This window comes from Thermococcus sp. 2319x1 (assembly GCF_001484685.1).
In the GTDB taxonomy this organism is placed as follows: Archaea; Methanobacteriota_B; Thermococci; order Thermococcales; family Thermococcaceae; genus Thermococcus_A.
The window spans coordinates 1,012,987-1,034,036 of the sequence record NZ_CP012200.1 but is presented as its reverse complement, the minus strand read 5'-3'; the positions used below and the strand labels follow the sequence as shown (position 1 = coordinate 1,034,036).

Annotated in this window: 23 protein-coding genes and 1 pseudogene; 7 read left to right on the top strand and 17 right to left on the bottom strand. The window is 47.9% G+C overall.

Annotated elements, in window-relative coordinates:
• Positions 1–83: 83 nt before the first annotated feature.
• A complete protein-coding gene (locus ADU37_RS05860) occupies positions 84–614 on the bottom strand; it encodes a hypothetical protein (RefSeq protein ID WP_058946723.1) in 531 nt (176 codons plus the stop codon).
• A 278-nt stretch (positions 615–892) separates the two neighbouring features.
• Between ADU37_RS05860 and ADU37_RS05855 the strand changes: the two genes are divergently transcribed.
• Both ADU37_RS05855 and ADU37_RS05850 read left to right on the top strand, forming a co-directional pair.
• A complete protein-coding gene (locus ADU37_RS05855; protein ID WP_058946722.1) occupies positions 893–1,849 on the top strand; it encodes a tetratricopeptide repeat protein in 957 nt (318 codons plus the stop codon).
• 24 nt (positions 1,850–1,873) lie between these two features.
• Positions 1,874–2,767, top strand: coding sequence for a GNAT family N-acetyltransferase (locus ADU37_RS05850; protein ID WP_058946721.1), 894 nt, complete (start codon positions 1,874–1,876; stop codon positions 2,765–2,767).
• On the opposite strand, the gene mobA is transcribed toward ADU37_RS05850, so the two are convergent.
• Positions 2,745–3,332, bottom strand: a complete 588-nt coding sequence (gene mobA / locus ADU37_RS05845; protein ID WP_058946720.1) for a molybdenum cofactor guanylyltransferase MobA — start codon at positions 3,330–3,332, stop codon at positions 2,745–2,747. The genes ADU37_RS05850 and mobA overlap by 23 nt on opposite strands.
• Before the next feature lie 128 nt (positions 3,333–3,460).
• Here mobA and ADU37_RS05840 point away from each other — a divergent pair, with 128 nt between their 5' ends.
• Positions 3,461–4,480 (top strand): adenylosuccinate synthetase, encoded by a 1,020-nt coding sequence (locus ADU37_RS05840; protein WP_058946719.1) that lies wholly within the window; start codon positions 3,461–3,463, stop codon positions 4,478–4,480.
• On the opposite strand, the gene ADU37_RS11430 is transcribed toward ADU37_RS05840, so the two are convergent.
• The 10 genes from ADU37_RS11430 to ADU37_RS05795 form a co-directional block, all read right to left on the bottom strand.
• Positions 4,477–4,632, bottom strand: coding sequence for a hypothetical protein (locus ADU37_RS11430; protein ID WP_158508487.1), 156 nt, complete (start codon positions 4,630–4,632; stop codon positions 4,477–4,479). The genes ADU37_RS05840 and ADU37_RS11430 overlap by 4 nt on opposite strands.
• Positions 4,633–4,887: 255 nt before the next feature.
• On the bottom strand, positions 4,888–5,676 hold the full coding sequence (locus ADU37_RS05835; RefSeq protein WP_144433296.1) for an alpha/beta hydrolase: 789 nt from the start codon (positions 5,674–5,676) through the stop codon (positions 4,888–4,890).
• 33 nt (positions 5,677–5,709) lie between these two features.
• The gene (locus ADU37_RS11850) at positions 5,710–5,913 is read right to left on the bottom strand and encodes a TrmO family methyltransferase (RefSeq protein WP_343203928.1); all 204 of its coding nucleotides are present in this window, start codon (positions 5,911–5,913) and stop codon (positions 5,710–5,712) included.
• A gap of 260 nt (positions 5,914–6,173) precedes the next feature.
• Complete coding sequence (locus tag ADU37_RS05825; RefSeq protein WP_058946717.1) at positions 6,174–7,439, bottom strand: adenosylhomocysteinase; 1,266 nt, start codon at positions 7,437–7,439, stop codon at positions 6,174–6,176.
• Between the two features lie 268 nt (positions 7,440–7,707).
• Complete coding sequence (locus ADU37_RS05820; protein ID WP_058946716.1) at positions 7,708–8,370, bottom strand: ABC transporter ATP-binding protein; 663 nt, start codon at positions 8,368–8,370, stop codon at positions 7,708–7,710.
• Entirely contained in the window at positions 8,367–8,804 is a 438-nt protein-coding gene (locus ADU37_RS05815) for a hypothetical protein (RefSeq protein ID WP_058946715.1), read from the bottom strand. The genes ADU37_RS05820 and ADU37_RS05815 overlap by 4 nt, the downstream gene beginning before the upstream one ends.
• The gene (locus ADU37_RS05810; RefSeq protein WP_058946714.1) at positions 8,801–9,571 is read right to left on the bottom strand and encodes a hypothetical protein; all 771 of its coding nucleotides are present in this window, start codon (positions 9,569–9,571) and stop codon (positions 8,801–8,803) included. Before ADU37_RS05810 ends, ADU37_RS05815 begins: the two co-directional genes overlap by 4 nt.
• 4 nt (positions 9,572–9,575) lie before the next feature.
• Positions 9,576–11,165 (bottom strand): PEGA domain-containing protein, encoded by a 1,590-nt coding sequence (locus ADU37_RS05805; RefSeq protein ID WP_058946713.1) that lies wholly within the window; start codon positions 11,163–11,165, stop codon positions 9,576–9,578.
• Complete coding sequence (locus ADU37_RS05800; protein ID WP_058946712.1) at positions 11,162–12,184, bottom strand: hypothetical protein; 1,023 nt, start codon at positions 12,182–12,184, stop codon at positions 11,162–11,164. Before ADU37_RS05800 ends, ADU37_RS05805 begins: the two co-directional genes overlap by 4 nt.
• Positions 12,185–12,198: 14 nt before the next feature.
• Entirely contained in the window at positions 12,199–12,561 is a 363-nt protein-coding gene (locus ADU37_RS05795) for a hypothetical protein (protein ID WP_058946711.1), read from the bottom strand.
• Positions 12,562–12,937: 376 nt separating this feature from the next.
• Between ADU37_RS05795 and ADU37_RS05790 the strand changes: the two genes are divergently transcribed.
• From ADU37_RS05790 to ADU37_RS05780, 3 genes are read left to right on the top strand one after another with little or no spacing between them, the layout of a single operon-like run.
• A complete protein-coding gene (locus ADU37_RS05790; RefSeq protein ID WP_238981930.1) occupies positions 12,938–13,657 on the top strand; it encodes a hypothetical protein in 720 nt (239 codons plus the stop codon).
• Positions 13,658–13,662: 5 nt separating this feature from the next.
• Positions 13,663–14,052, top strand: coding sequence for a hypothetical protein (locus tag ADU37_RS05785; RefSeq protein WP_058946710.1), 390 nt, complete (start codon positions 13,663–13,665; stop codon positions 14,050–14,052).
• The gene (locus tag ADU37_RS05780) at positions 14,053–14,541 is read left to right on the top strand and encodes a hypothetical protein (protein ID WP_058946709.1); all 489 of its coding nucleotides are present in this window, start codon (positions 14,053–14,055) and stop codon (positions 14,539–14,541) included.
• Positions 14,542–15,867: 1,326 nt separating this feature from the next.
• Here ADU37_RS05780 and ADU37_RS05765 read toward each other — a convergent pair.
• The 5 genes and pseudogenes from ADU37_RS05765 to gcvT form a co-directional block, all read right to left on the bottom strand.
• Positions 15,868–16,707: a hypothetical protein gene (locus ADU37_RS05765; RefSeq protein WP_144433208.1), complete on the bottom strand. Its 840-nt coding sequence runs from the start codon at positions 16,705–16,707 to the stop codon at positions 15,868–15,870.
• A gap of 187 nt (positions 16,708–16,894) precedes the next feature.
• Positions 16,895–17,263 (bottom strand): hypothetical protein, encoded by a 369-nt coding sequence (locus tag ADU37_RS05760; RefSeq protein ID WP_058946705.1) that lies wholly within the window; start codon positions 17,261–17,263, stop codon positions 16,895–16,897.
• Between the two features lie 207 nt (positions 17,264–17,470).
• Positions 17,471–17,792 (bottom strand): annotated as a pseudogene (locus ADU37_RS05755) (hypothetical protein); the annotation flags it as partial.
• 225 nt (positions 17,793–18,017) lie between these two features.
• On the bottom strand, positions 18,018–18,848 hold the full coding sequence (locus tag ADU37_RS05745) for a DMT family transporter (RefSeq protein ID WP_058947637.1): 831 nt from the start codon (positions 18,846–18,848) through the stop codon (positions 18,018–18,020).
• A gap of 29 nt (positions 18,849–18,877) precedes the next feature.
• Positions 18,878–20,071 (bottom strand): glycine cleavage system aminomethyltransferase GcvT, encoded by a 1,194-nt coding sequence (gene gcvT, locus ADU37_RS05740; RefSeq protein WP_058946704.1) that lies wholly within the window; start codon positions 20,069–20,071, stop codon positions 18,878–18,880.
• A 94-nt stretch (positions 20,072–20,165) separates the two neighbouring features.
• Between gcvT and ADU37_RS05735 the strand changes: the two genes are divergently transcribed.
• Positions 20,166–21,008, top strand: a complete 843-nt coding sequence (locus ADU37_RS05735; RefSeq protein ID WP_058946703.1) for a universal stress protein — start codon at positions 20,166–20,168, stop codon at positions 21,006–21,008.
• Positions 21,009–21,050: the final 42 nt, after the last annotated feature.

The window sequence follows — 21,050 nt, the reverse complement described above, 5'->3', positions numbered from 1 at the left end:
TACCTCCTCTGTCCCACAACATAGCTCCGAAGGGGTAATTAAAATCTGTGTGGTTTTCTTTGTCTTTAATCAAGAGGTCTCCGTTAATTTGCTCCCTCTCCCGAGCATGATAAGCGGTTGCACTTACTCCAGTTCCGGGTGGGAGGTTTAAGGTTAGTGTTACCTCCCCACGTATATCTTCGCCAGGTATCCATGTCCAGCCATCCTTTACTATTTCCCCATTCTAATATCCCCGAAACCTCCTTTCCCCTGTAATTGTAGAGCTTTACATCAATTCCTAAAAGCCTCCCTGAGGCATTGAATCTTAGCTTTGAGGAAGAGTTCTTGGATACAGTGCCATTCCATTGCAACTCAATCGCTTTCCCAACCTTAACGCTGATGTCTCTAAGCTTGTTGAGGTTCAGTCCGGCAATCACCCTATATTCTACAGGCTTTACCTCACAGGAGAAGTTCGGAGAGAGATAAACGATAAACTCATCGTAGAGCTCCAGAGGGACTGTTATGTAGAGAGTTCCTTTAAGCCATTTGATTTTTGCGGTTCCCTCCTTTACGACCTCTCCATATTGGTAGACCCTATAGCTCGCCGAGGCGTTGCAGCTTTCACAGAGCTTCAACCCCCATAAGCCTTTTTATGTTTTGTTCTCTTCCCCGCCGTTAACTCCCTCGCCATTGACAGAGAGGTTTACGGGCTCACCACCTACTCCCGTCGCCGGTTTCGGCTCAGCCCGAGGGCCCGGTCTCGTGCCCATTACCCCTACCGGCAAAGCCAGCTCGGGGTTATCACCCAAAAGGGCCACTCAACAGATTTCAACCGCTCAAGGGCGAGGCTTTCAAAAGAAAAATGTTAAAGGTTAAAAGGTTCCATTGCCTAATTTTCTTGGGGTGCGATAAAATGGAAGAAATACTCGAGGCAATTCAGGAGAAAGACTGTAAAAAGCTGGCAAGTTTGCTATATTACAAGGCCGATGAGCTTAGTGAAGAAGAGCTGAAAGAGGTTCTTGGAAAGGCTGAAAAGCTCGCCTTAGAGTGCAAGGATTATGAGCTTTACAAGCTTGTGGTTTATTATTTCCTTGAATTTCTGGATGTTGACAAGGTTGAGGAGTTTGAGAGGCTCGCTGAGGAAGAGAATACCTTTGAGGCTAAATATCACCTCGCCGATTTATATTACCTCTTGGGAGAATTAGAAAAGGCACTTGACCTCTACAGAGGACTGCTTGAAGAGGAGACCGAGAAGGGAAATCTGGAAAACATTGCAAAAATCTACTACAACATGGGGCTCATTCATGAGGAGCTTTTAGAGTACGAAAAAGCATTAGAGCTAATGGACAGGGCAGAAAAAGCCCTCCAAGAGCTTGGGAAGGAGGAGGATGTTAAGCAGATAAGGATTTACAAAGCTTACATAACCTTCGAGATGGGGAAGATAGCAGAGGCAAAGGCAGAGCTTGCTGAGCTTCTTTCACAAGAGCTGAACAACAGGTTGAAATCCCAGATACACCTTGTCTTTGAGGAGATATTTGAGGATGAAGACAACTACGAGGCGGCCCTGCATGAATGCCTCTATGCAATGCTCTATGGAAGAGACAGCGAGTACTTTGACGTTGCATTTGATGCCCTAATAGATGTAGTGTGGCAGCTCATGATCGAAGACAGGTTTGATGAGATTTACAACAACATAGACATGTTTGCCAGGGCATTTCCAGAGATGAGAGAGTTCTTTGAAGGAGTAAAGGCTGTCGCCCTGTACAAGGACGGCAAGATCGGAAGGGAAGGGGTTAGTGACTACATAACGAAGATAAAGGACAGAAGGCTCTTGGACCTTCTTGAGTTCTTAAGCGAGGCGGAGCTTTAATTTTCTTCTTTTTTGGTGGTTTTTATGAGAGTTAGGATTGCAAGGCTTGATGACTGCAAAGCCATAGTTGATGTCCACTGCTCCGGAGTTGAGAGATGGATAAAGAAAAGTGGAGGTGGAGAAGCCAGCTATGAAGAACTCAGCATTGAGGAGCGCTATCTCCATGGCGGCCCTTGGATGAGCGTTGAAACCTGTGCAATTCATATAAACAACCTCCTTTTAGAGGGGCAGTTTCCCATAGTTGCGGAAGAAAATGGCGGTATAATGGGGAACGGGGAGGTCTTAGTCAGTGAAGAGCCCATGGGGGGCAAAATTAGAAAAATCGCCCACATAGATGTACTTGAGGTGCATAAAAGCTTCAGAGGCAAAGGTGTGGGCAGGGCTATTGTTGAATTTGTCGAAGGGTTGGCCCGTGAGAAAGGCTGTGAGCTGGTTACAGTTACGCCTGAAAAATCGGCAATCGGCTTCTATGAAAAGCTCGGCATAAGGGATGTTCTCTACAATGCCAGCTTTGTGGAGTTTGACTTAAGTTCTTTTTCTACTATTGAGTTAGAGCCTGAGGTGTTTGAATTCTCGTGGAAAGAAGTTAAGGGCCTAGAAATGGTCGCGGGAAAGTTCCAAAGCTCCTACCACCACTGGTTCTTGGCTTTTAGGGATAAGATAGCGGGGATAGATGATAGGGTTTATTTCGAGAGCGGAAGGCTGGGGAAGTCTTATTATGTTCTTGAAGGGGTTTATTATGATAGTTCTGTTGTTACGGGCTACTTGTGGGGGAGAGAGGGAGACATCCCTCTTCTACTCGCCAGAGCGAAGGGGCTTGGATTCAAAGAGCTCCGCACGATAATCGGAAAAGAATTTGTGGAAGAATTTAAACCCAAAGTGCTTGATAACGTTATTATACTCTCAAAGAACCTTTAATCTTCCTTAAATCGCTTTTAGTGTTTACGTTAAAAAAGCTCTCCTGCCATTCTTTGGGGAGGGGCTCTATTTCTATGTAGCATGGGTTAGAGAGTCTTATTGCTTCGTTAAGCATGTACCTTCCTTCTGCTATCTGCTCCTCCAATATTTTAGAGAAGTTTTTTGAATATGCAGCATGGAGGGGTTCAAGATACCCGTTTTCCCATTTTGGAACGCACACAATGGGGTTAAGCTCATGGAACCTCTCTATGATATAGTCGACGAATTCGGGTTTTATCGAGGGCATGTCTCCTGCTATTACAAAAACATCGCCCAGCTCTCTTAAAGCTGTGTAAACACCCCCTATGGGCCCTATTTCAAGTTCGTCGACTATGGCTCTAAAGCCAAGTCTTTCAAACGTTTCTTTTTTCTCCCTTGAGGTTATTATCACTACCCCTTCTATTTTCTCTGCCTTCGAGACCCTCTCTATGGCGTGGGCTATCAGAGGCTTCCCACTAACCTTGTAAAGTAGTTTCTCTTCCCCAAAACGCTTTGCTTTTCCTCCGGCAAGCACAGCGGCAATCATCTTGGATTCCTTGTGAGGAATAAGGGCTGAGGTATATTAAGTTTTTGCATTTTCTTGTCAATTTTTATCTCATCGCTTAATCGAAACTGTTTTAAGGGTGTCATTCTCTTAACTATGGGTAAGGAGCCATGCCAAGCTACATTGTCGTTGGTGGTCAATGGGGAGATGAAGGGAAAGGGTCGATAATCGCTTATCTCGCTATGCGCGATAAACCAGAGGTCATAGCAAGGGGCGGAGTGGGAACAAACGCAGGGCATAGCGTTTTTATAAACGGAAAGAAGTATGCGGTAAGACAGCTTCCCACGGGTTTTATGAACAGAGATGCAAGGCTTCTGGTCGGGGCTGGAGTTCTGGTTGATCCGGAAGTTTTCTTCCACGAACTTGAGCATCTAAAAGACTTCAACGTTAAGGATAGGGTGGGCATTGATTATCGCTGCACTTTAATAGAGCCGAAGCACAAAGAGCTCGACAGGACAAACGGCTATCTCCACGGAAAGATAGGAACCACTGGCTCTGGCTGCGGTCCAGCTAACGCTGATAGGGCATTGAGAAAGGCTAGGCAGGTAAAGGACCTCAAGGAACTTGAGCCCTACTTAACCGATGTGGCTCAAGAGGTCAACGATGCCCTCGACGATGGAAAGCTCGTTTTGGTGGAGGGAACGCAGGGGTTTGGCTTAAGCCTCTATTTCGGCACTTATCCCTACGTTACATCCAAGGATACCTCCGCATCAGCCATAGCAAGTGACGTCGGAATAGGCCCAACAAGGGTTGATGACGTCATAGTGGTCTTCAAGAGCTTTCCAACGAGGGTCGGTGCGGGTCCATTTCCAACGGAGATGAGCGAAGAGGAGGCCGATAGACTGGGATTGGTCGAGTACGGCACAGTTACCGGAAGAAGGAGAAGAGTTGGATGGTTTGACTTTGAGTTCGCAAGGTACTCCGCAAGGGTTAACGGTGCGACAATTTTGGCGGTAACTATGCTCGATAAGTACGATAAGGAGGCATTTGGAGTGACCGACTTTGACAAGCTTCCGAAGAGGGCTAAAGAGTTCATTGAGGAGATAGAGGAAAGGGTTGGAGTGCCAGTGGGCCTTATAAAAACTGGGCCGGAATTAGAGCACATCATCGACTTAAGGGAGAACATTTAGCGTAGAAACTGTAGGATTTTGATCTTTTCTTTTTCAAGCTTTGCAATTTCTTCAAGAGAATACTCCCTTTCAAGCCATCGGATAAATTTATAGCCGAGATAGTAGCCCAAGAACTGCTTCCTCTGTATAAAGCCAGATTTACTCGTCTTCAAGTTTCTCTATATCCTCTCCCCTTAAAAGCCAGTGGATTGAGTGGCCGAACTCGTGGGCAATTAATCCTCAAGCGTAATAGGTTTAGGCATTTTTCCCTTGGAAGCGGAGAGTATCTAAACTCTCGAACGGAGGAATCATCTATTTTCACAGCAATTTCAGGGCTTTCAGGAGCACTTATGACAGTTTTTCATTTACATCATCTTCCAGCCTTCCATTAGTCACTCTCTACAGTTAAATGGGAGTTTACCTCATTTTCAAGCCCAATTCTTTTTATCGGAATGGGCAATGAGCCATTCCACTATAGTCCTGTGGAATTCTTCTCCCCACTCTGGGTCTTCAAAAATCTCATGGTAGGCTCCTTCGAATTCTTTCAGTGCTTTGTCCTCCACTTTAAGCTCCGAAAAAAGCTTTCTTGCTCCTTCTGGAGGGGTTATTAAGTCTCCAGTGCCAGCAAGCAAAAGCACGGGCACCTTTATCCTGTGGGCCTCTTTATGTGCGAGCTCCATGTTGTCAAAGATACTCATGCCAAGCTTTGCCGAAATCCTGTCGTGGACTAGGGGATCTTCGATGTAGCGTCTAACTGCTTCGGGATTCCTAGAGAGAAGCTTCGGGTCAAGGCCGTTGGAAAGCGTTAAGCCGGGAGCTATTTTTCCGAGAACTTTTGCAAGGGCAACCATGAAGCTTGGAGTTTTGGGACTTTTTGCAAGAGCGGGAGACGAAGCTATGACCCCTCTTATCCTCTCAGGCCTTGTCTCGGCGTATCTTATCACCGTTAATCCTCCAAGGCTGTGACCGAAGAGGAAAGGTTTCTCGTTTAGCTCTTCAATTATGGAATCAATTATCCCCATTGCCTCCTCTATGCTCGCGTGGCCCCTCTTTCCTTCACTTTTTCCGTGGCCAGGCCAGTCGAAGGTGTAAACGGCAAAACCTTCTTCAGTCAGCATTTTTATTAACTTGCCATATCTTCCGCTGTGCTCTCCAAGGCCGTGAACTAGGATTACCCACCCTTTTTCGGGGGTTCCGAACTTTGCCTTGTATATCAAGCTGAACACCCAAAAAAAGAGATAACAAAAAACTTAAATCCCTTTTGGACAGTCAAGCCCTTTTACGAAGGGCTTTATATCCACTATAGGAGTACTATCAAAGGCATCTATCTCATTGATAAATATCTTTGTCCCTTTTATTTTAACAATCTTCACGGTGTAAATGGCAATGGGATTTGGTCTAACTGGCGAGCGAGTTGCAAAAACTCCTCTTAGCGGGTTTTTTTGGATTCCCACGAGGATGGACTTTCAACGTTTTCCCTTTCTCTGGGGTGTCGCTCTCATGGAACCATAAGATAAGCTTTATCCAGTCCCTTCGTTAAGGCCTTCAAGAGCCTCAGCGAACTCTGGGTAGATTTCGAGGAAGGACTCACTGTCTTTATGAACATGGCCGATTGGGATTAGTTTGAATTTTTTCATCTCCAAACCTCGGTTTCTTTTTTAAGGAACAACTTCTATGGAGAAAAATGGAAACCAGAGGCAACAAAATAGTGGAGTTAAGTCCCGTGTTCCCAGCTCTCAAGGTACTTCCTTTGCTCTTCAGTTAGCTTCTCGATTTCAATGCCCATTGCCTTAAGCTTAATCCTTGCAACCATCTCGTCGATCTCCCTTGGAAGGACGTAGACCTTAGGTTCAAGCTTTCCACGGTTGTCCTTGATGTACTCTGCTGCTTTCGCCTGCAAAGCAAAGCTCATGTCCATAATCTCGGCTGGATGCCCATCTGCTGCAGCCAAATTAACGAGCCTACCTTCTGCCAGGAGGTATAACCTTCTTCCATCCTTCATTTTGTACTCTGTTATGTTTGGCCTTGGTTTGCTTATTTCCACGGCCAGGCTCTCTAAATCGGGCTTTGATATCTCCACGTCAAAGTGTCCGGCATTTGCCATTATTGCCCCGTCCTTCATAACTTCAAAGTGCTCCCTGCGTATGCAGTTTATGTTTCCGGTTGAGGTAACAAAGATATCTCCAACTTTAGCCGCTTCCTTCATTGACATAACCAAAAACCCGTCCATTCTTGCCTCTAATGCCCTAATAGGATCTACCTCAACAACTATAACCGTCGCTCCCAGCCCCTTTGCACGCATGGCAATTCCTCTTCCGCACCAGCCGTAGCCAACGACCACGACGTTTTTGCCTGCAACAAGGAGGTTTGTGCTTCTGATTATGCCGTCCCACGTTGATTGACCTGTCCCGTAGCGGTTATCGAAGAGATATTTTGTATATGAATCGTTAACAGCTATGACCGGGAACTTGAGCACTCCCTCTTTTTCCATCGCCCTTAGCCTTATCACGCCTGTGGTAGTTTCTTCACTGGCACCCCATATTTCGGGGATTAGCTCTTGTCTCTCCTTTAAGACCGTTGAAACCATGTCCGCTCCGTCGTCTATAATGATGTTTGGGTTAATGTCGAGGGCTTTGTGCATGAACTCGTAGTACTCCTCCCTGCTTTCTCCCCTTATGGCGTAGACCTTCACCCCATTCTTTGCCAAAGCTGCAACAACATCGTCTTGTGTGCTCAACGGATTGCTGGCAGTTGCCGAAACCTCCGCTCCTGCAGCTTTTAAAGTCAAGAGCAAGAAGGCTGTTTTCATTTCGAGATGAAGAGTTGCAGCAATTCTAACCCCTTTAAAGGGTTTTTCCTTTTCAAATTCCCTTCTTATATGCTGGAGGACGGGCATAAACCTTGAAACCCAGTCTATCTTTTTCTCCCCCTCTGGTGCAAGTTTAAGGTCCTTTACGCAATAATCTTTTGTGCACTCCATACAATCACCTTTTGGGGATAAGGTCAAAGAGTTAAAAAGGTGATTATTGAGGCAACGGTGGTTGCTTGTAAGAATTTATTAAGAGAGAGGGGGCTTAGGGAGTGCTTAACTGACTCTGAAGAAGATCCAAAAGAAAATTTTGATGTTCATCTTCTAATTAGGCTGAATGGCATCGGGAAAACAGCAAAAAGACGAGCTCATAGCGAAGAGCGATGGGAGCGTTCAGGAGGTTTTTTCGTGATTGATAAAAGGAGGAGTGGAAGAAAGCTTAAATCTCCTCGATACTGGGGATCACCTCGTCGGGAGTTCCTTCCAGCATCACTCTCCCTGCAGCAATGACAACCACCCTGTCCGCGAACTCAAGGAGGGGGCGCCATATGTGGGAGACTACCACCATGTTGGTGCCCTTCTCCGCCAGTTCCTTCAGAATTCCCGCCACCTCCTTAATCCCCTTGAGATCGAGGTTTGCAAGGGGCTCGTCAAGAAGCACCAGCTCTGGCATTCCTAAGAAAGCCTGGGCCAGGCTGATCCTTTTCAACATTCCTGCGGAGTACTCACCTATCTTTCTATCAAGATAGCCGTTAGCGGAGAATAGTCTCGCCACCCTGTTGACCTCACCATCGTCGAGTCCCTTGAACTCTGCCAGATATTTGAGCCATTCCTCTCCGCTCCTGTGTCGGGGAAGCGCGGGTGGATCAAAGGACACGCCTATTCTCTTCCTCAGGCGATCGTTGCTCCATGGGTTAGCCCCCAGCACCCTGATCTCTCCCCTGCTTGGCCGGTATAACCCGGCACAGAGGTTCAGAAAGGTGCTCTTTCCGCCACCGTTGGGGCCGAGTATCAGCGTTACCCCTTTATCAATCTTTAAGTTCACCGAGTCCAGGGCCACGAGCTTTCCGAACCTCTTTGTGAGGTTCTTCGCGGTTATCATCTTCTCCTCCCCTCCAGCAGCAGGATAACAGACAGAAGAAGGGCGCTTATTCCCCCCACCCCATACCTGATGTTGAGCACCGCTACCGAGGGGTGCCTGTTGATGACCCTCAACGCCATCGTTACGGGGGTCATTGTCTGAACCGAGAAGTAGTACGGCCCTGAATGCTCCAGCATAACCCTGCCCCTGAAACTTCCGGTCACGTTTCTTTCAAGAATAGCATTACTGTTTTCGGGGTCAAAGACCCTAACGGTATAGCTGGTTTCCCCGTCGGCGCTGGCACTGAGCACTGCCATTCCGGCGGACGGCACTACAATCCCCTGCCCCAAGAGCACGACCTCAGAAATCGGCCGGGTCAACGCGTTCTTCTCTATCGGAAATACAAGGAGCGTCAAGATGACCACCGACAGCAGTACCGCCTTCAGGAGCCTCATGAGACATCCCTCCACTCGCTAAGTATGAGGGCCGCCCCCAGCATCACCGCCGGAAGGAGGATACCCATATAGAATGAACCATCAATGAACGCCGCTATCCTGTCGGAGGGGTAAAACTGGGTTGTGTAGGCCTTGAAGAACGCGTCCTCAATCACCGCCGGAGGGAGACTCCTCAGTTTGAGCACGAGGGGGGAGTATAGGAGGGTAATGCTTCCCAGGAGAGAGGCAAAGGTGTTGGGGGAGAGCATTGCCACAAGGGCCGACACCGAGACAACGTAGAGCACCATCATCGCCCAGTAGAGTAGGTAACCCGTCAGGAAGCCCTCGTCAAAGAGCGCCCTCTCAATTAGATTTGAAACGTCCCAGTGAATGTAGATAAACGCTAAAAACGCCGGAAGGAGCGAGGCAATGAAGAGCAAGACCATGGCCGATAGTGCCTTTGAGAGCACCACGGAATGGTTTCTTACCGGCAGGCTGTAGACGCTTTTGGCGACTCTCGTGTCCCTGTCGTATCTCATCATCAGTGAAACCAGTAGGGCCCCGGTAAGGGCGAATATTGTGTACTCTTCGGTTCCAAGCCTCGGAAGCATGAGGCCCAAGGTTTTGGCTGCTTCTGAAACGATGATCCCGTCAGGCCCACTTATCATGAAGGTCACGTCGCTACCCGTCAGGCCGGAAAAGAAGGTGATGCCCAGCATAACGAAACCAAACATGAATACTATGAGGTTGTAGGGGTCCTCAAGCTCCCATTTCATCTGTGTCCGCATTGCCTCACCTCCTCACTCTCAGGACCAGGTAAACCGCCACAACAACCCCAGCTAGGATAGCCAGCTTGGCCCACAGGGAGCCGTTTTTCTTTCCTCCCGGGCTTTGGACGTTATCCATTGGGGGCAGCGGATTGGTTTGGGTTTTACCGGAAGCGTCGTTCTTGTCGGTCTCTGTTACCTCCCCCGGTTTCATATCGTCAGACCCACCAGAAGAGGGCGAGATGACGATTTCCGAGTTCTCCCCCGCGGGCTTCTTTTCCAGGTTTACTTCAACCGTCTTTGACTCATTTGGGGCCAGGATTATATCCAAGCTCTTCGTGAGGTAGCCGGGAGCCTTCACTGTGATGTTGTAGCGCCCGGGGCTGAGGGTGAGGTTTTTAGCTTTGACCTCCTCGCCGTTAAGGAGCACTGTTGCGTTGTCCGGAGACGTCACGACGTTGAGGGTCGCGTTGGCAGGGGAGAGCTTCAGGAAGAGGTTCGAGCCTTCCATCAGGGCCACAGATTTCCCGGCCGAGAGGTTGCCCTTAGAGGCGATGACGGTGTAGTTTCCAGGCGGGAGGAAGAGGGTCGCCGGCGTGACGGCGAAGGCCCGTAGAACGCCGTCGGTAACCACTATGGAAGCGTTGTCCGGCTCTGAATCTACCTTGAGAGGAATTGCTCTCACAGTCTCCCTCTCCACCGTCAGCGAGGACTTCACCTTTTCCATGTCCACGTTGATGTGGCGGTTTTCGTTGGGGACAACCTTCAAGACGCTCTCAACGAGGTAGTGGTTCTCCGCGATTCCAACGACGTGGATGTCGAGCTTATGGATGACGGGAATCTGTATCGTCCCGTAGTAGCCGACGGCGGTTGCGTTGTAGACGTCTTGGGGAATGGCCGGAACGTAGAGGCTCAGAGGGGTGTAGAAGATGTAGCGGTTGTGACCGCCGTTGAGGTATATCGTCAGACCCTCGGGAACAGAGGTTATCTCCAGCCGCGCCCAAGGGACGAGATAGGTGGCATTTTTAACACTTTCTTGGCGTTCGCTTCCCCCGGGATACACTTCGACATAGAAAATACAGGGTTTCCCGTCATCGTCCCCAATGTGCATGAAGGTTCCATTAAGGGTTATGTACACCTCGTCCCTTCCCCGCACTGCGAGGCCCATTGGGTAGGGGTTCGATATGTTGAGATACCCGGAGTTGCTTCCACACCCACCCGGGAACGCAAACGGATTAAAAGGCGGGTTGAGCTTCTCCCAGCTGTAGTTGGCGCTCTCGTTGAAGATTGCCCATATCGACACAATCCCATCTCCAGAAACCGCCTTCGCAATCTCCTCAGGATTCACGCGGAGGATTGTGGCTTTCTCAGCCTTCACCGAAACCCCGGCGATTACGGTTGCGTTTCCGGTTATTTTGACGGTGTAGTTTCCCGGCTTGAGCACCAGACCAACGGGGGTGGTGTAAGAGCCCACCCCAACTATCTCGGCCACGTTTCCAGGTGCTTCAACGAACAGGTAGCCGGGCCTCTCCATCGTGCTTTCTCCGGCCGAATACGCGGGAGGAACGAGTAGACCGGCCATCAAAAACGTCAGAAAAATGAGCTTCCACCTCACCGTCTCCACCTCCTTTCATTCCAGACAAAGGTTATCATGAGGACGAGCAGTGCCAGGGCAAAGAAGTACTTCATTGGAGTTGAGGGCGAGTGTTTTGTTCCGTAATCCGGGAACTCAACGTTCGTAGCGTAGAGGTTGAACCCCTGAGCGTACCATTCCTTATCCGCCTTCCCCTCATCGATGAGCCTATCAAGCTTCTTGGAGTTAACCCGATCCAAAGCGATCATCTTAACAATGCCTAAACTAACAAGTTCGGGGGTGATATCACAAACCCCGGTTGTTATTAAAACGCCTGTATCCATGTCGTAAACCAACTGAGTCGCGATATCGAAGCTTTCTCCTGTTTTTCGATTATACACGAGATATCGTCCTCTACCATCAACGTAGATGTATGGTGGCATGAAATCTTTGTAGTGCGTGTGAAGCACCTTGTTTTCCATCCAAGTGTATGAGACGTTCTTTATGGTTATACTGTCCGAGATAATGCCGTACTTCTTGAGGAAGGCTGGATAGACCAGATAGTCATTCTTTTTTGGCAAATGAGCTAGATCCACAAAAAACATGGGCCTGCCAATTGGTGTTCCATCTCCCTCATAGTAAACCATGTCGCTTAGGTTAAGGATGAGAGTCCTGTTCAGATTTAATTTGTGAATAGTACTTCCAGATTTCGGACTCACATTGTTTAACTCCAGCGCGATGTGAACATACGCAATGTCACCGGTTATATTCGTGATTTTAAGGGTTAGATACATGTCTCCATAAACCAGAAGGGTCACAGTTGAGCTCTCATCCCAATCCCCAATAATCTTAAGAACGTTTTGAGCAGGAATTAGCTTGGGCCACACTTCAATAACATTAACTTCCCCCTTCTTTGGATTCGTGGGCATCATCATCGCGTACGTCAAATAAATTCCATCCCGGAACCATGGGGACGTCTTCGGCTTTTCTATACTTTGTACAATGGGGGAAGGTAAAACAAGCAAAAGAAGGATTAAGAAAGATAGAACTATCCTCTTCATTTTGTTTCCCCCGATTATCCAAAGTAGGGGGGTATGTCCGCAAAGGCAGTGATTATTTTGCCATCTCTAGTGTACGTAACGTATGCGTATGAGATATCTGAGCCTTTCCTGATGCCCCTACCTATCACGGTAACCCCCTTTGCTGTGGCTGTTCCATAAACTGTGTCGGTGAGGATTCTCTGGAATTTTCCGTCGCAAACAAGGACTTGTCCGTGAATTCCAGCCCACACCAACTCATCCTGACCCCACTCTCTAACATCGCCGTTATGATCCCATAACGTCCAGCAGCTTTGGGTTGAAACACCGCTTGCGGCATTCACGAGGCCGATTAATAGTCCTCCCACCAAGAGGACTCCGAACAGTATCCCACGCCCCATAGTAGCACCCCCAAACGAGCAGTAATAATGACCGGGTCCTTAAAAGTTTTACTATGTGGAATGTGAAAAAGGATACCATCAGGATAAGCAGCGGGGCGTCAGGCTTAAATCCCTGAAATTTTCAGAAAAAGAAGGGGAAAAATGAAGCCAGAAACTATACCCTAGTTCCCATCGGATCGTTAGGATTGGTTGATTGGTGGTCGTGATGGCTTCCAGAAGGGAATCTTGATCATAAAATCCGAGATTTACCCGATAATCAGAGAACACTTCACATGTGGTGAGAACTATTGTTATTAGTTTGTAATTTACTATTAAAGAAAAAAATTTTTAAAGGCTCAGCCTTAATACTCAGGTAAAAACTATTGGAGGGAACAACGTGAAGTGGAAGCCTTTGATGGCAGTCCTCTTGGGACTGCTGATGGTTGGAGTGACAGCCGGGAGTGTTATAGCGATGCCGGTTCGAATGGAAAAGATAAGACCACAGAGTGGCATTGGCCTGGGATCATATGTTTCGATGTCAATAATGGGGTCCAACGCGGATCACTATTCGCTTCCTATATCCAGTGAACTCAGAAAACTTGATGTGTGGATGATAAGCAGAGACAGATGGTATACAGTTGAAGTAAAGTACCACAGGATACCCTTTAGCGGCCAGTATCAATTTGTAGTTATATTCCCAGAGAGTGCCGTGGTGAACCTAAATGAAGCCACAGACATAGATGGAAAAAAGATACTCTCGAATGAGTACAAAAAGGTGGAGTATCTCGGCCCGTGGATTGGGAACAAGAAGAACACGTTCCACTTCAAGAAAGAAGGCTGGTTGACTTGGAAGGTCGGAGTCAGAATCCCTGTGAAATTCACAAAGAGAGGGTGGACGATAGTTGGTACTTTGGGAACTTCCATGTCATCGTTCGGAGACACTACAAAGCTTGCGATGAGTTTTTATGGCATTAAAAAGCTCGTTGAGTCTCTTGGCACAAAGTTCACTCTAAGTGCTCTAAAGAACTTGGCGTTGAAGTCTAACCTTGCAGGTCTTGTAGTCTCGATAATTGAAACTGGGGTCAACGCGGACATAGCCTTTGTATACGTGGGGTGAGATTTATGAACCTTTTGAGGTTTTTCTATATTTACTCTTTTATCGCCATTGTCGGACTGATTGAAGCCACCTTGGGTAAATGGAACATCTGGGAGATTGGGGAAGGAATTATTTACGCTGTGGTAATTCCCTTCGTCGTTGTTTCAGTGATATTAATTCTGTCTCTTGTATATGAAAGATTTAAGACTAGAAATGGCTTCTACGAAAGAAAAAATTCAGACAGAAGCATAACAAAGAGCATGACAAAGCTTGTGGGGCTTTTGGCTCTTGGTATTATCCTCGCGTACTTCCCGGCTTTGATTGGCGGACGGATAAAACCAATCCTTGGATGGTTTTGCCTGTTCATAGTGTTACCCGTCCTCTACAGGCTTGATAAAATCGTGGAGAGTGATTAGATGTCCGAACTTGGTAGAACATTGCTGAGAATTTCCTTTTATTCTTGGATGTTTTATCTGCCCCAAATATTGTCATTTACAGTGTGGGGCTTTGGATCTGGGTGGGCTGGAGCGCTGCTGTTATTTTTAATTTCAAGTGTTGGTTATACGATTAGGGGTATGGCGTTTTTGATTGTCCCATTAGGTCTTTTGAAAATGATCCTGCGGTCGAATATCATTGTAACGGAAGATTCTGTAAAATATTTCAGACCCGCCGCGTTTTATGGGGTGATTGCATTCGCTTTAAGGCTTTTTAATATGCTTATTCCGGAATTTCTTCCACTCAGAGTTATTCTTGAACAAAGCCTTCTTGTAGTTTCTCTCGTTGTGTCTTACTATTACATGGGAATCATCGTCTCGAGGTCTTCACCTGGAAGAGTTCATTTGATCCGGATTTCCAGTCTATTGGCGGGTTTCGTAACATTTTTCCTTTTGCCACCTCCCATTTAGTGCTGTCGGATGATGCACATGGCAGAACTCGGTTAATGATTATATCCATACCATTTGATGGGTCGTGGAAAAGACAAAAACCGGAACCCTGACTTTGTATCCAAGCGGAAACCTTCCACCGTGTAAGAACGGAGTGTGTCTGACATCGTGGGGTGGTGATAGAGGCTTTACGGGGCTGAGGTTTCTCCCGTTTTATTTTTACACTGGTGGATTGCCGAGCTGGTTTTGGCACTCTGGGGGTTACGTTGGAAGCAATTGCTTCCATCCCGTGGCCCTTCTTATCACCGGTTTTTTCTGGTTGGCTTCTTCAACTTTGGAGTGGATCATATGCTCTACCTACAGAGATTCAGAGTACTGCGCAAGAGAGGGCAGAGTATGGTTCGTCTACTCGGCCGTGGCTCCGGTGTCGAATGTTTTCGTGTGGGTTTTCAGGTTTTATCCGTACTCCACAGCGGTAATTTCGTTCCTATGGACGCTAGTGTTGTTCAGAGTCTCCTCCCCATGCAACATTTTCGTGAATGAATGTCCTAAACAACCTTAGTTCCCATCGGGCTGTTAGAATTACTTAGCTTTTTTGATGGTTGTTGTTATAGACTTTCAGAAGGAAATCTTGATCATAAAAATCCAAAATCTACTCAATAATCAGAGAACACCACCCGAAAAACACTCACAACGAAATCAACCTCCACGCGTAACTTACAGAGTTCGGGGCGATTGTTGAAGAGTTCACTGGTTTTTCTTGTTTTTGGATAAGGATTTTGGGGCGATTCTGGCCGTGAAGAGGGGGATCACTTCACATGTCGTGGGAACTAGGTTAATATTCCCGTGTCAATATCGTAGACCAGCTGGGTTACGGTTTCCACTCCGTCCCCGGTGTTTAGGTCATAGATTAAGTATTCTGCTTCTCCCTTCCATGTAGAGATAAGGAGGCAGAAAATCTCTGTAATGGGTATGGAGGATTTTGTCTTCCATCTAGGTGAGGGAGACGTTCGTTACAACAATATACTCCCTTAGTAAATGGTGTTTTTTCATAAACGCCGGCGAGAGAACGTGCTCCCCTTTCGTTGGGGGATTGCTGACGTCTATGAAAAACGTGGGATATCGCTCAGGTTAAAGGTGGAGGACTCCTTTATTTTAGCGTATGTATCCTTTGGGAAGAAGCTGTGGCCACACGGGAGATACGTTTACCTCGTGCCTGTCTGGATGTTCAGGCATTTTTGTGACATATTTGATGTAGGTTCCTTCTTTGAACCAGTATGGGTTGGAGTATGCTTGGTGCGTGGTGGCTGGGATTGAGATGAGCACCGGTAGGATGGCCGCCGTTTTTCATCCTCTTCCCCACCTCCTGGTGAAAATGGCGGTGAGGAGCAGGACGACGAGGGAAACCGTGAAGAAGTACCTCATCCCCGTGTTTGGAGTTGCTGTTGACGAAGTCTCCGGGAACTCAATGTTTGTATCATAGAGATTGAAACCGGGATTCCAAAGTTCGTGCCTTATACCCTTTTTCTGCAGTTCGTCCATCTTTTTTGCGGCTAGGTAGTCATAACTGTCACCGTTTATAACCCCAAGGGCTAGGAACTCAGGCGTCACATCAAAAAGTCCTGTTATCAGCACTCCCATATCAAAGTCATAAATGTAATAATTCCAAATCGTGGCCGAGTAGTACCCGTCACTGAGTTTCCAGTAGAAAGGAACCTGTGAGCTTGAAATGTAGATGTACGGAGGTTCAAAAGTTCGGTAATATGTGTTTAACTTTGCGTCCACCCACTTGGAATAGGATACGTTGTCCACGACGAGGTCTTGGGTTACCGCACCTAATCTTCCGACATCACTCATATTTACTAACAGGCTTTTTTTAGGAGGTAGCTCCCAGGGAAAGACGAGAAAAGTTGGTCTCCCAATTGCCGAACCATTGTCATTTACGTACTCCATACGTTTAAGATCAAGGGTGAGAATGGTGGACATAACGATCTTTTTCAGGTAATGCCTGTTGTAAATCCAGACATCGTTGAGCTCAAGGGTGGTGTTTACCAGCGCGATCTCATTTTGTATGTTCAATATTCTAAATGTCAGGAATACGTCTCCCCGAACAACCAAAGACACGAGCTCATCCGTTTTTGTGTCGTTTAGTCGTTCTAGAATTAGATTCCTTGGTCGTTCCGGCATTCTGGGAAGATACACCTCAAATATGTTGACATCATGTCCCGGAGTATCGTTAGGAGCCAATAGCGCATATTTTAGGTAAAGCCCATCTATATTAAGGGTTGTATAGTTGGAAGACATCGCAGAAGATGACAGTATGACAAGCTGAGAAATAATAAAAAGGAACAGAAGAAGGCGATTTTTCATCAATTCACCCCCGGTAATTGGGTATGTCTGCTATTGCAGTGCCGGAATACGTCTCAGAGTACCTTTTGTAAACTACTTTGTAATATGCATAGGAAGAAGTAACCCTGTGTTCGGGACGATACCATTCCATTCCCTTCGCCGTGGCTGTTCCATAAACTGTGTCGGTGAGGATTCTCTGGAATTTCCCGTCGCAAACAAGGACTTGTCCGTGAATTCCAGCCCACACCCACTCGTTCTGACCCCACTGCCTGACGTCGCTGTTGTGGTCCCAGGGCGTCCAGCAGCTTTGGGTTGAAACACCGCTTGCGGCATTCACAAGGCCGATTAATAGTCCTCCCACCAAGAGGACTCCGAACAGTATCCTACGCCCCATAGTAGTACCTCCTTAGGAGGCATTAGTAATAACAAATTGAGCCATATAAGTCTTACGTTTTAAGGTTGTGTTTAACACATTCGATAGGTTTAAAAACAGTCAACGCCTGTCGTATGGAGATAAATCTCTAACGGGGTAATCGTGTGCCGTCCCGGAGAATGTCCCTGTAGAAACCCAACGAATCCGAAAGAATTTGGGGGATTCGACTTAAAGCTCCCCCTTCCCCTCGAAAAACGCCTCAAGCTCCTCGTCGCTTATCTCATCGTCCGCCCCGGTGTAACCCAGTTCCCTCTTCTGGAGTTCTATCAGGCCCGGCGTGAGCAGAAGCCTCCCCTCCAGCTTCGGCACCGCGTAGTGGAGGGTTATACTCTATCTCCCCCAGCCTCTTCCCCTCCGCGATGAGCTTTGCCACTATCGCCGAGTCGTCTATGGAGAACTGCACGCTCCCTATGTGTCTCGCTTTTGCGCCTTCGATCTTCTCGGTTATGAACTTCTTGGTTTTTCCAGTGAACTCGAAGTCGCCGAGGAGTCACAACCATGGGATTCCGGGGTACGAGCGCATAGACGGCCCCCTGGAGAGGTTCTGTCAGGCTCCTCGTGGGCAGGAAGGTGTGAGCAATGTCCGTGAGAAGAAGATGGTGCGGTGGCCGGAATTTGAACTCGGGTTACCGGCTTGGGAGGCCGGTGTCCTGGACCAGGCTAAACTACTACCCCCCTGGCCCGCCATAATTAAGCCGTTCCCCATTTAAAAGCTTTACCATCCCCTTCCGAGGATTATGCCCCCAACTATCATCGCCAGCCCAAGGACGGTGGCGGGGGCTATCCTCTCGCCCACAAGCAGGGAGATAAAAAAGAGGCTCATGAAGGGGACGAGGTAGGCAAGGTTCGAGGCGAAGGCCATATCGCTTTCAACCGCTCTGTACCAGAGGAGGAAGGTAATTCCCATTTCGAAGAGGCCCACGTAGACTGCACCGATGAGGCCCTCAAGCGGGGGAACGATGAATTCGCCCGAGATTAAGAGAACCACCGATACGTAGGCGAAGCCGAAGAGGAAGTTCCAGAACATCTTCTCAATGAGAGGCCTACCATCCCTTAGGTTCAGGAGCCAGTAGGACGCCCATATCACCGCACTCCCGAGACCGAGGGCGACGCCAAAGGGGTCTGAGAAGCTCAGCCTCGTGAGGTCTCCCTTCGTGGCCACGATTATTGCTCCAAGGAACCCTAAAAACAGGCCGGAGATTGTTTTTGGATTGGGTCTCTTTCCGAGGAGGGGGATTGAGAGGAGAACCAGCATTAGGGGCCAGGTGTAGTTTAAAGCTTGAGCCTCCTGAGCCGGAAGGAGGTCGTAGGCCGAGAAGAGGACGGCGTAATAGGTTAGAGGGTTTATGAGGCCAAGGTAAGCCGAGCGGAGGTTCTCCCTCCGAAGGGAGAACTCGCGGGCGTAAAGAACTCCAAAGAGGATCAGTGAAGTCAGAGAGGCGTAGAAGAGGAGCCCGAGAGGGGTAAGATAGCGTAGGGAGAGCTTGAAGGCGCTGGCAACGGTTGACCAGAGGGAAATAGCGAGGACGGCGTGCTTTCGGGACATGGTAGGAAAAAGGGAGGGAGGGTTTAAAATCATTCCTCCCTAAATGCTCCGTATTTCTTGGGGTCGTAGAAAGGTGGGGCAACGGTTAACGCCTTCTTCTTTTGCCCCCTTATATCGATCTCTATCTCCATTCCGGGCCTTGCGTACTCGGGCTTGACGAAGGCTATACCGATGCCCACTCCAAGGAGCGGTGAGCTTGTTCCGCTCGTAACTTCTCCAATCTCCTTGCCCTCTGCATATACCTTGTACCCTGCCCTTGGAACACCCTTATCAACCATCTTGAAGTGCACCATCTTGCTTGGGAGGCCCCTCTCCTTCTGCTTGAGGAGAGCATCTTTGCCTATGAACTCCTTGTCCCAGAAGATTGCAAACTCAAGGTTGGCCTGCAGAGGTGTCACCTCATCTATGTCCGTGCTTAGGAGCTGCTTCTCCTTGGTCTCGTTGCCGTAGAGGGTGTAGCCGGCCTCAAGTCTGAGCGTGTCCCTAGCACCAAGTCCGGCCGGCTTTATGCCGTACTTTTGCCCGGCCTCAAGTATTTTCTCCCACACGTAGAGGGCCTTCTCCGGCTTTCCGCGCCTGCTCTCGTCCGGGTGATAGGGGTTCTTATCCTCAAAGTAGACCTCAAAGCCGTTCTCTCCCGTATAACCGCTCCTTGAGAGGAGCATCTTTATGCCATCAAGCTCGACTTCCTTAGCCTGGAACCACCAGAGCTGGTTGATGTCAATTCCAAAGAGATCCATGGCGAGATCCCTTGCTTTTGGTCCTTGAACCGAGAACATGGCCATGTCATAGGTTTTGTTCTCTATCTCAAGGTCGAGCTTTGTATACTGCTCAATTGCCCCTTTAATTGAGGTGAACCAGGCGTAGAGCTTCTCAAAGGCATCGCTGTCACAGACCATCATGTAAGTGTCGTTTCCCATGTTGAAAACCAAGGTTTCATCCTTCACGGCTCCCCTCTCGTTGAGGACTAAACTGTAGGTTCCGCTTATTGCAGGAGGTTTGGAAATGTCATTTGTGGTCACGTATTGAAGGAACTTGAGCGCATCCTTCCCCCTAAAGAAGATTTCTCCCATGTGGGAAACATCAAAAACCCCTACTCCATTCCTGACGGCAAGGTGTTCCTCCTTTATGCTCGAGTACCAGATGGGCATCTCCCAGCCTGCAAACTCCTCAATCTTCTTTGCATGCTCCCTGTGCCAGTCAAAAATGTGCACCCTCTTCATAGTATCACCATCCATGAAATATGCCCCTTCAAATATAATGTTTTCCTTCCTAAAGAGCTAAATACCCTCACGACGATATATATCTGGTGGTCGCATGTTTGAAAAGGTGCTCTTTCCAACGGACTTCTCTGAGGTCTCTATGCACGCCCTTAGGGAGTGCATTCCCCAGCTGTTTGAAGTCGGTGCTAAGAAGCTCTACCTAGTTCACATAGTTGATATCACAGCTACGGATATAGAGGCAATAGAGCTTATGAAAATAGACGAGGAGGAGCTAAATAAGCTTGCCGGGGAAATAAAGGCAAAGGGAATTGACGTTGAACCAATCGTGAAAATTGGAATACCCTCATTGGAAATAGCTGAAATAGCTCAGGAGAACAATGTGGATTTGATTGTTGTGCCGTCTAAAGGTGAGAACATCCTCAGGCAGATGCTCCTGGGCAGCACTGCCTCGAACCTTGTTAGGGCGACTAAAAAACCTGTCTTGGTTGTAAAATACGAATGGGACGGGGAAGAGGAGAAAATTAAATGTCTCTCAAATTGTAAAGAGATTTTCAAGAGGCCCTTGATTGCTTTGGACTTTTCTGAATGTTCTGAAAAAGTTGTAAATGCGGCAAAGAGGTTTGAGGAGCTAATCGAAGAAGCTGTTATTATTCACGTAGTGGACTATGGAAAGCCGGAAGATCTTGAAAAGAACATTGAAAACGCAAAGGCAAAGCTGGCAGAATTTGCGAAGACGTTTAGCGTTCCGGTAAAAACTGAGGTGCTCACGGGAATAGCCTCGCATTCTATATTAGGCACCGCCCTGGCCAAGGATTCTTCGATCATAGTTATGGGCAAGAAGGGTAGGAGCGTTCTAAAAGACCTTTTGCTCGGAAGCACGGCAGAAAGGGTGGTTAGGGACTCAAAACTTCCCGTCCTGTTAGTGCCGTGTGAATAACCTCAGACTGGAACGGCTTCCACATCAAATTCGGTAGCTACC

What these genes read in the sequence shown, in the direction of transcription:
- ADU37_RS05855 (WP_058946722.1), top strand. Translation starts at nt 893, where the DNA reads ATGGAAGAAATACTCGAGGCAATTCAGGAGAAAGACTGTAAAAAGCTG.
- ADU37_RS05850 (WP_058946721.1), top strand. Translation starts at nt 1,874, where the DNA reads ATGAGAGTTAGGATTGCAAGGCTTGATGACTGCAAAGCCATAGTTGAT.
- mobA (WP_058946720.1), bottom strand. Translation starts at nt 3,332, where the DNA reads ATGATTGCCGCTGTGCTTGCCGGAGGAAAAGCAAAGCGTTTTGGGGAA.
- ADU37_RS05840 (WP_058946719.1), top strand. Translation starts at nt 3,461, where the DNA reads ATGCCAAGCTACATTGTCGTTGGTGGTCAATGGGGAGATGAAGGGAAA.
- ADU37_RS05825 (WP_058946717.1), bottom strand. Translation starts at nt 7,439, where the DNA reads ATGGAGTGCACAAAAGATTATTGCGTAAAGGACCTTAAACTTGCACCA.
- ADU37_RS05820 (WP_058946716.1), bottom strand. Translation starts at nt 8,370, where the DNA reads ATGATAACCGCGAAGAACCTCACAAAGAGGTTCGGAAAGCTCGTGGCC.
- ADU37_RS05815 (WP_058946715.1), bottom strand. Translation starts at nt 8,804, where the DNA reads ATGAGGCTCCTGAAGGCGGTACTGCTGTCGGTGGTCATCTTGACGCTC.
- ADU37_RS05810 (WP_058946714.1), bottom strand. Translation starts at nt 9,571, where the DNA reads ATGCGGACACAGATGAAATGGGAGCTTGAGGACCCCTACAACCTCATA.
- ADU37_RS05800 (WP_058946712.1), bottom strand. Translation starts at nt 12,184, where the DNA reads ATGAAGAGGATAGTTCTATCTTTCTTAATCCTTCTTTTGCTTGTTTTA.
- ADU37_RS05795 (WP_058946711.1), bottom strand. Translation starts at nt 12,561, where the DNA reads ATGGGGCGTGGGATACTGTTCGGAGTCCTCTTGGTGGGAGGACTATTA.
- ADU37_RS05785 (WP_058946710.1), top strand. Translation starts at nt 13,663, where the DNA reads ATGAACCTTTTGAGGTTTTTCTATATTTACTCTTTTATCGCCATTGTC.
- ADU37_RS05780 (WP_058946709.1), top strand. Translation starts at nt 14,053, where the DNA reads ATGTCCGAACTTGGTAGAACATTGCTGAGAATTTCCTTTTATTCTTGG.
- ADU37_RS05765 (WP_144433208.1), bottom strand. Translation starts at nt 16,707, where the DNA reads ATGCCGGAACGACCAAGGAATCTAATTCTAGAACGACTAAACGACACA.
- ADU37_RS05760 (WP_058946705.1), bottom strand. Translation starts at nt 17,263, where the DNA reads ATGGGGCGTAGGATACTGTTCGGAGTCCTCTTGGTGGGAGGACTATTA.
- ADU37_RS05745 (WP_058947637.1), bottom strand. Translation starts at nt 18,848, where the DNA reads ATGTCCCGAAAGCACGCCGTCCTCGCTATTTCCCTCTGGTCAACCGTT.
- gcvT (WP_058946704.1), bottom strand. Translation starts at nt 20,071, where the DNA reads ATGAAGAGGGTGCACATTTTTGACTGGCACAGGGAGCATGCAAAGAAG.
- ADU37_RS05735 (WP_058946703.1), top strand. Translation starts at nt 20,166, where the DNA reads ATGTTTGAAAAGGTGCTCTTTCCAACGGACTTCTCTGAGGTCTCTATG.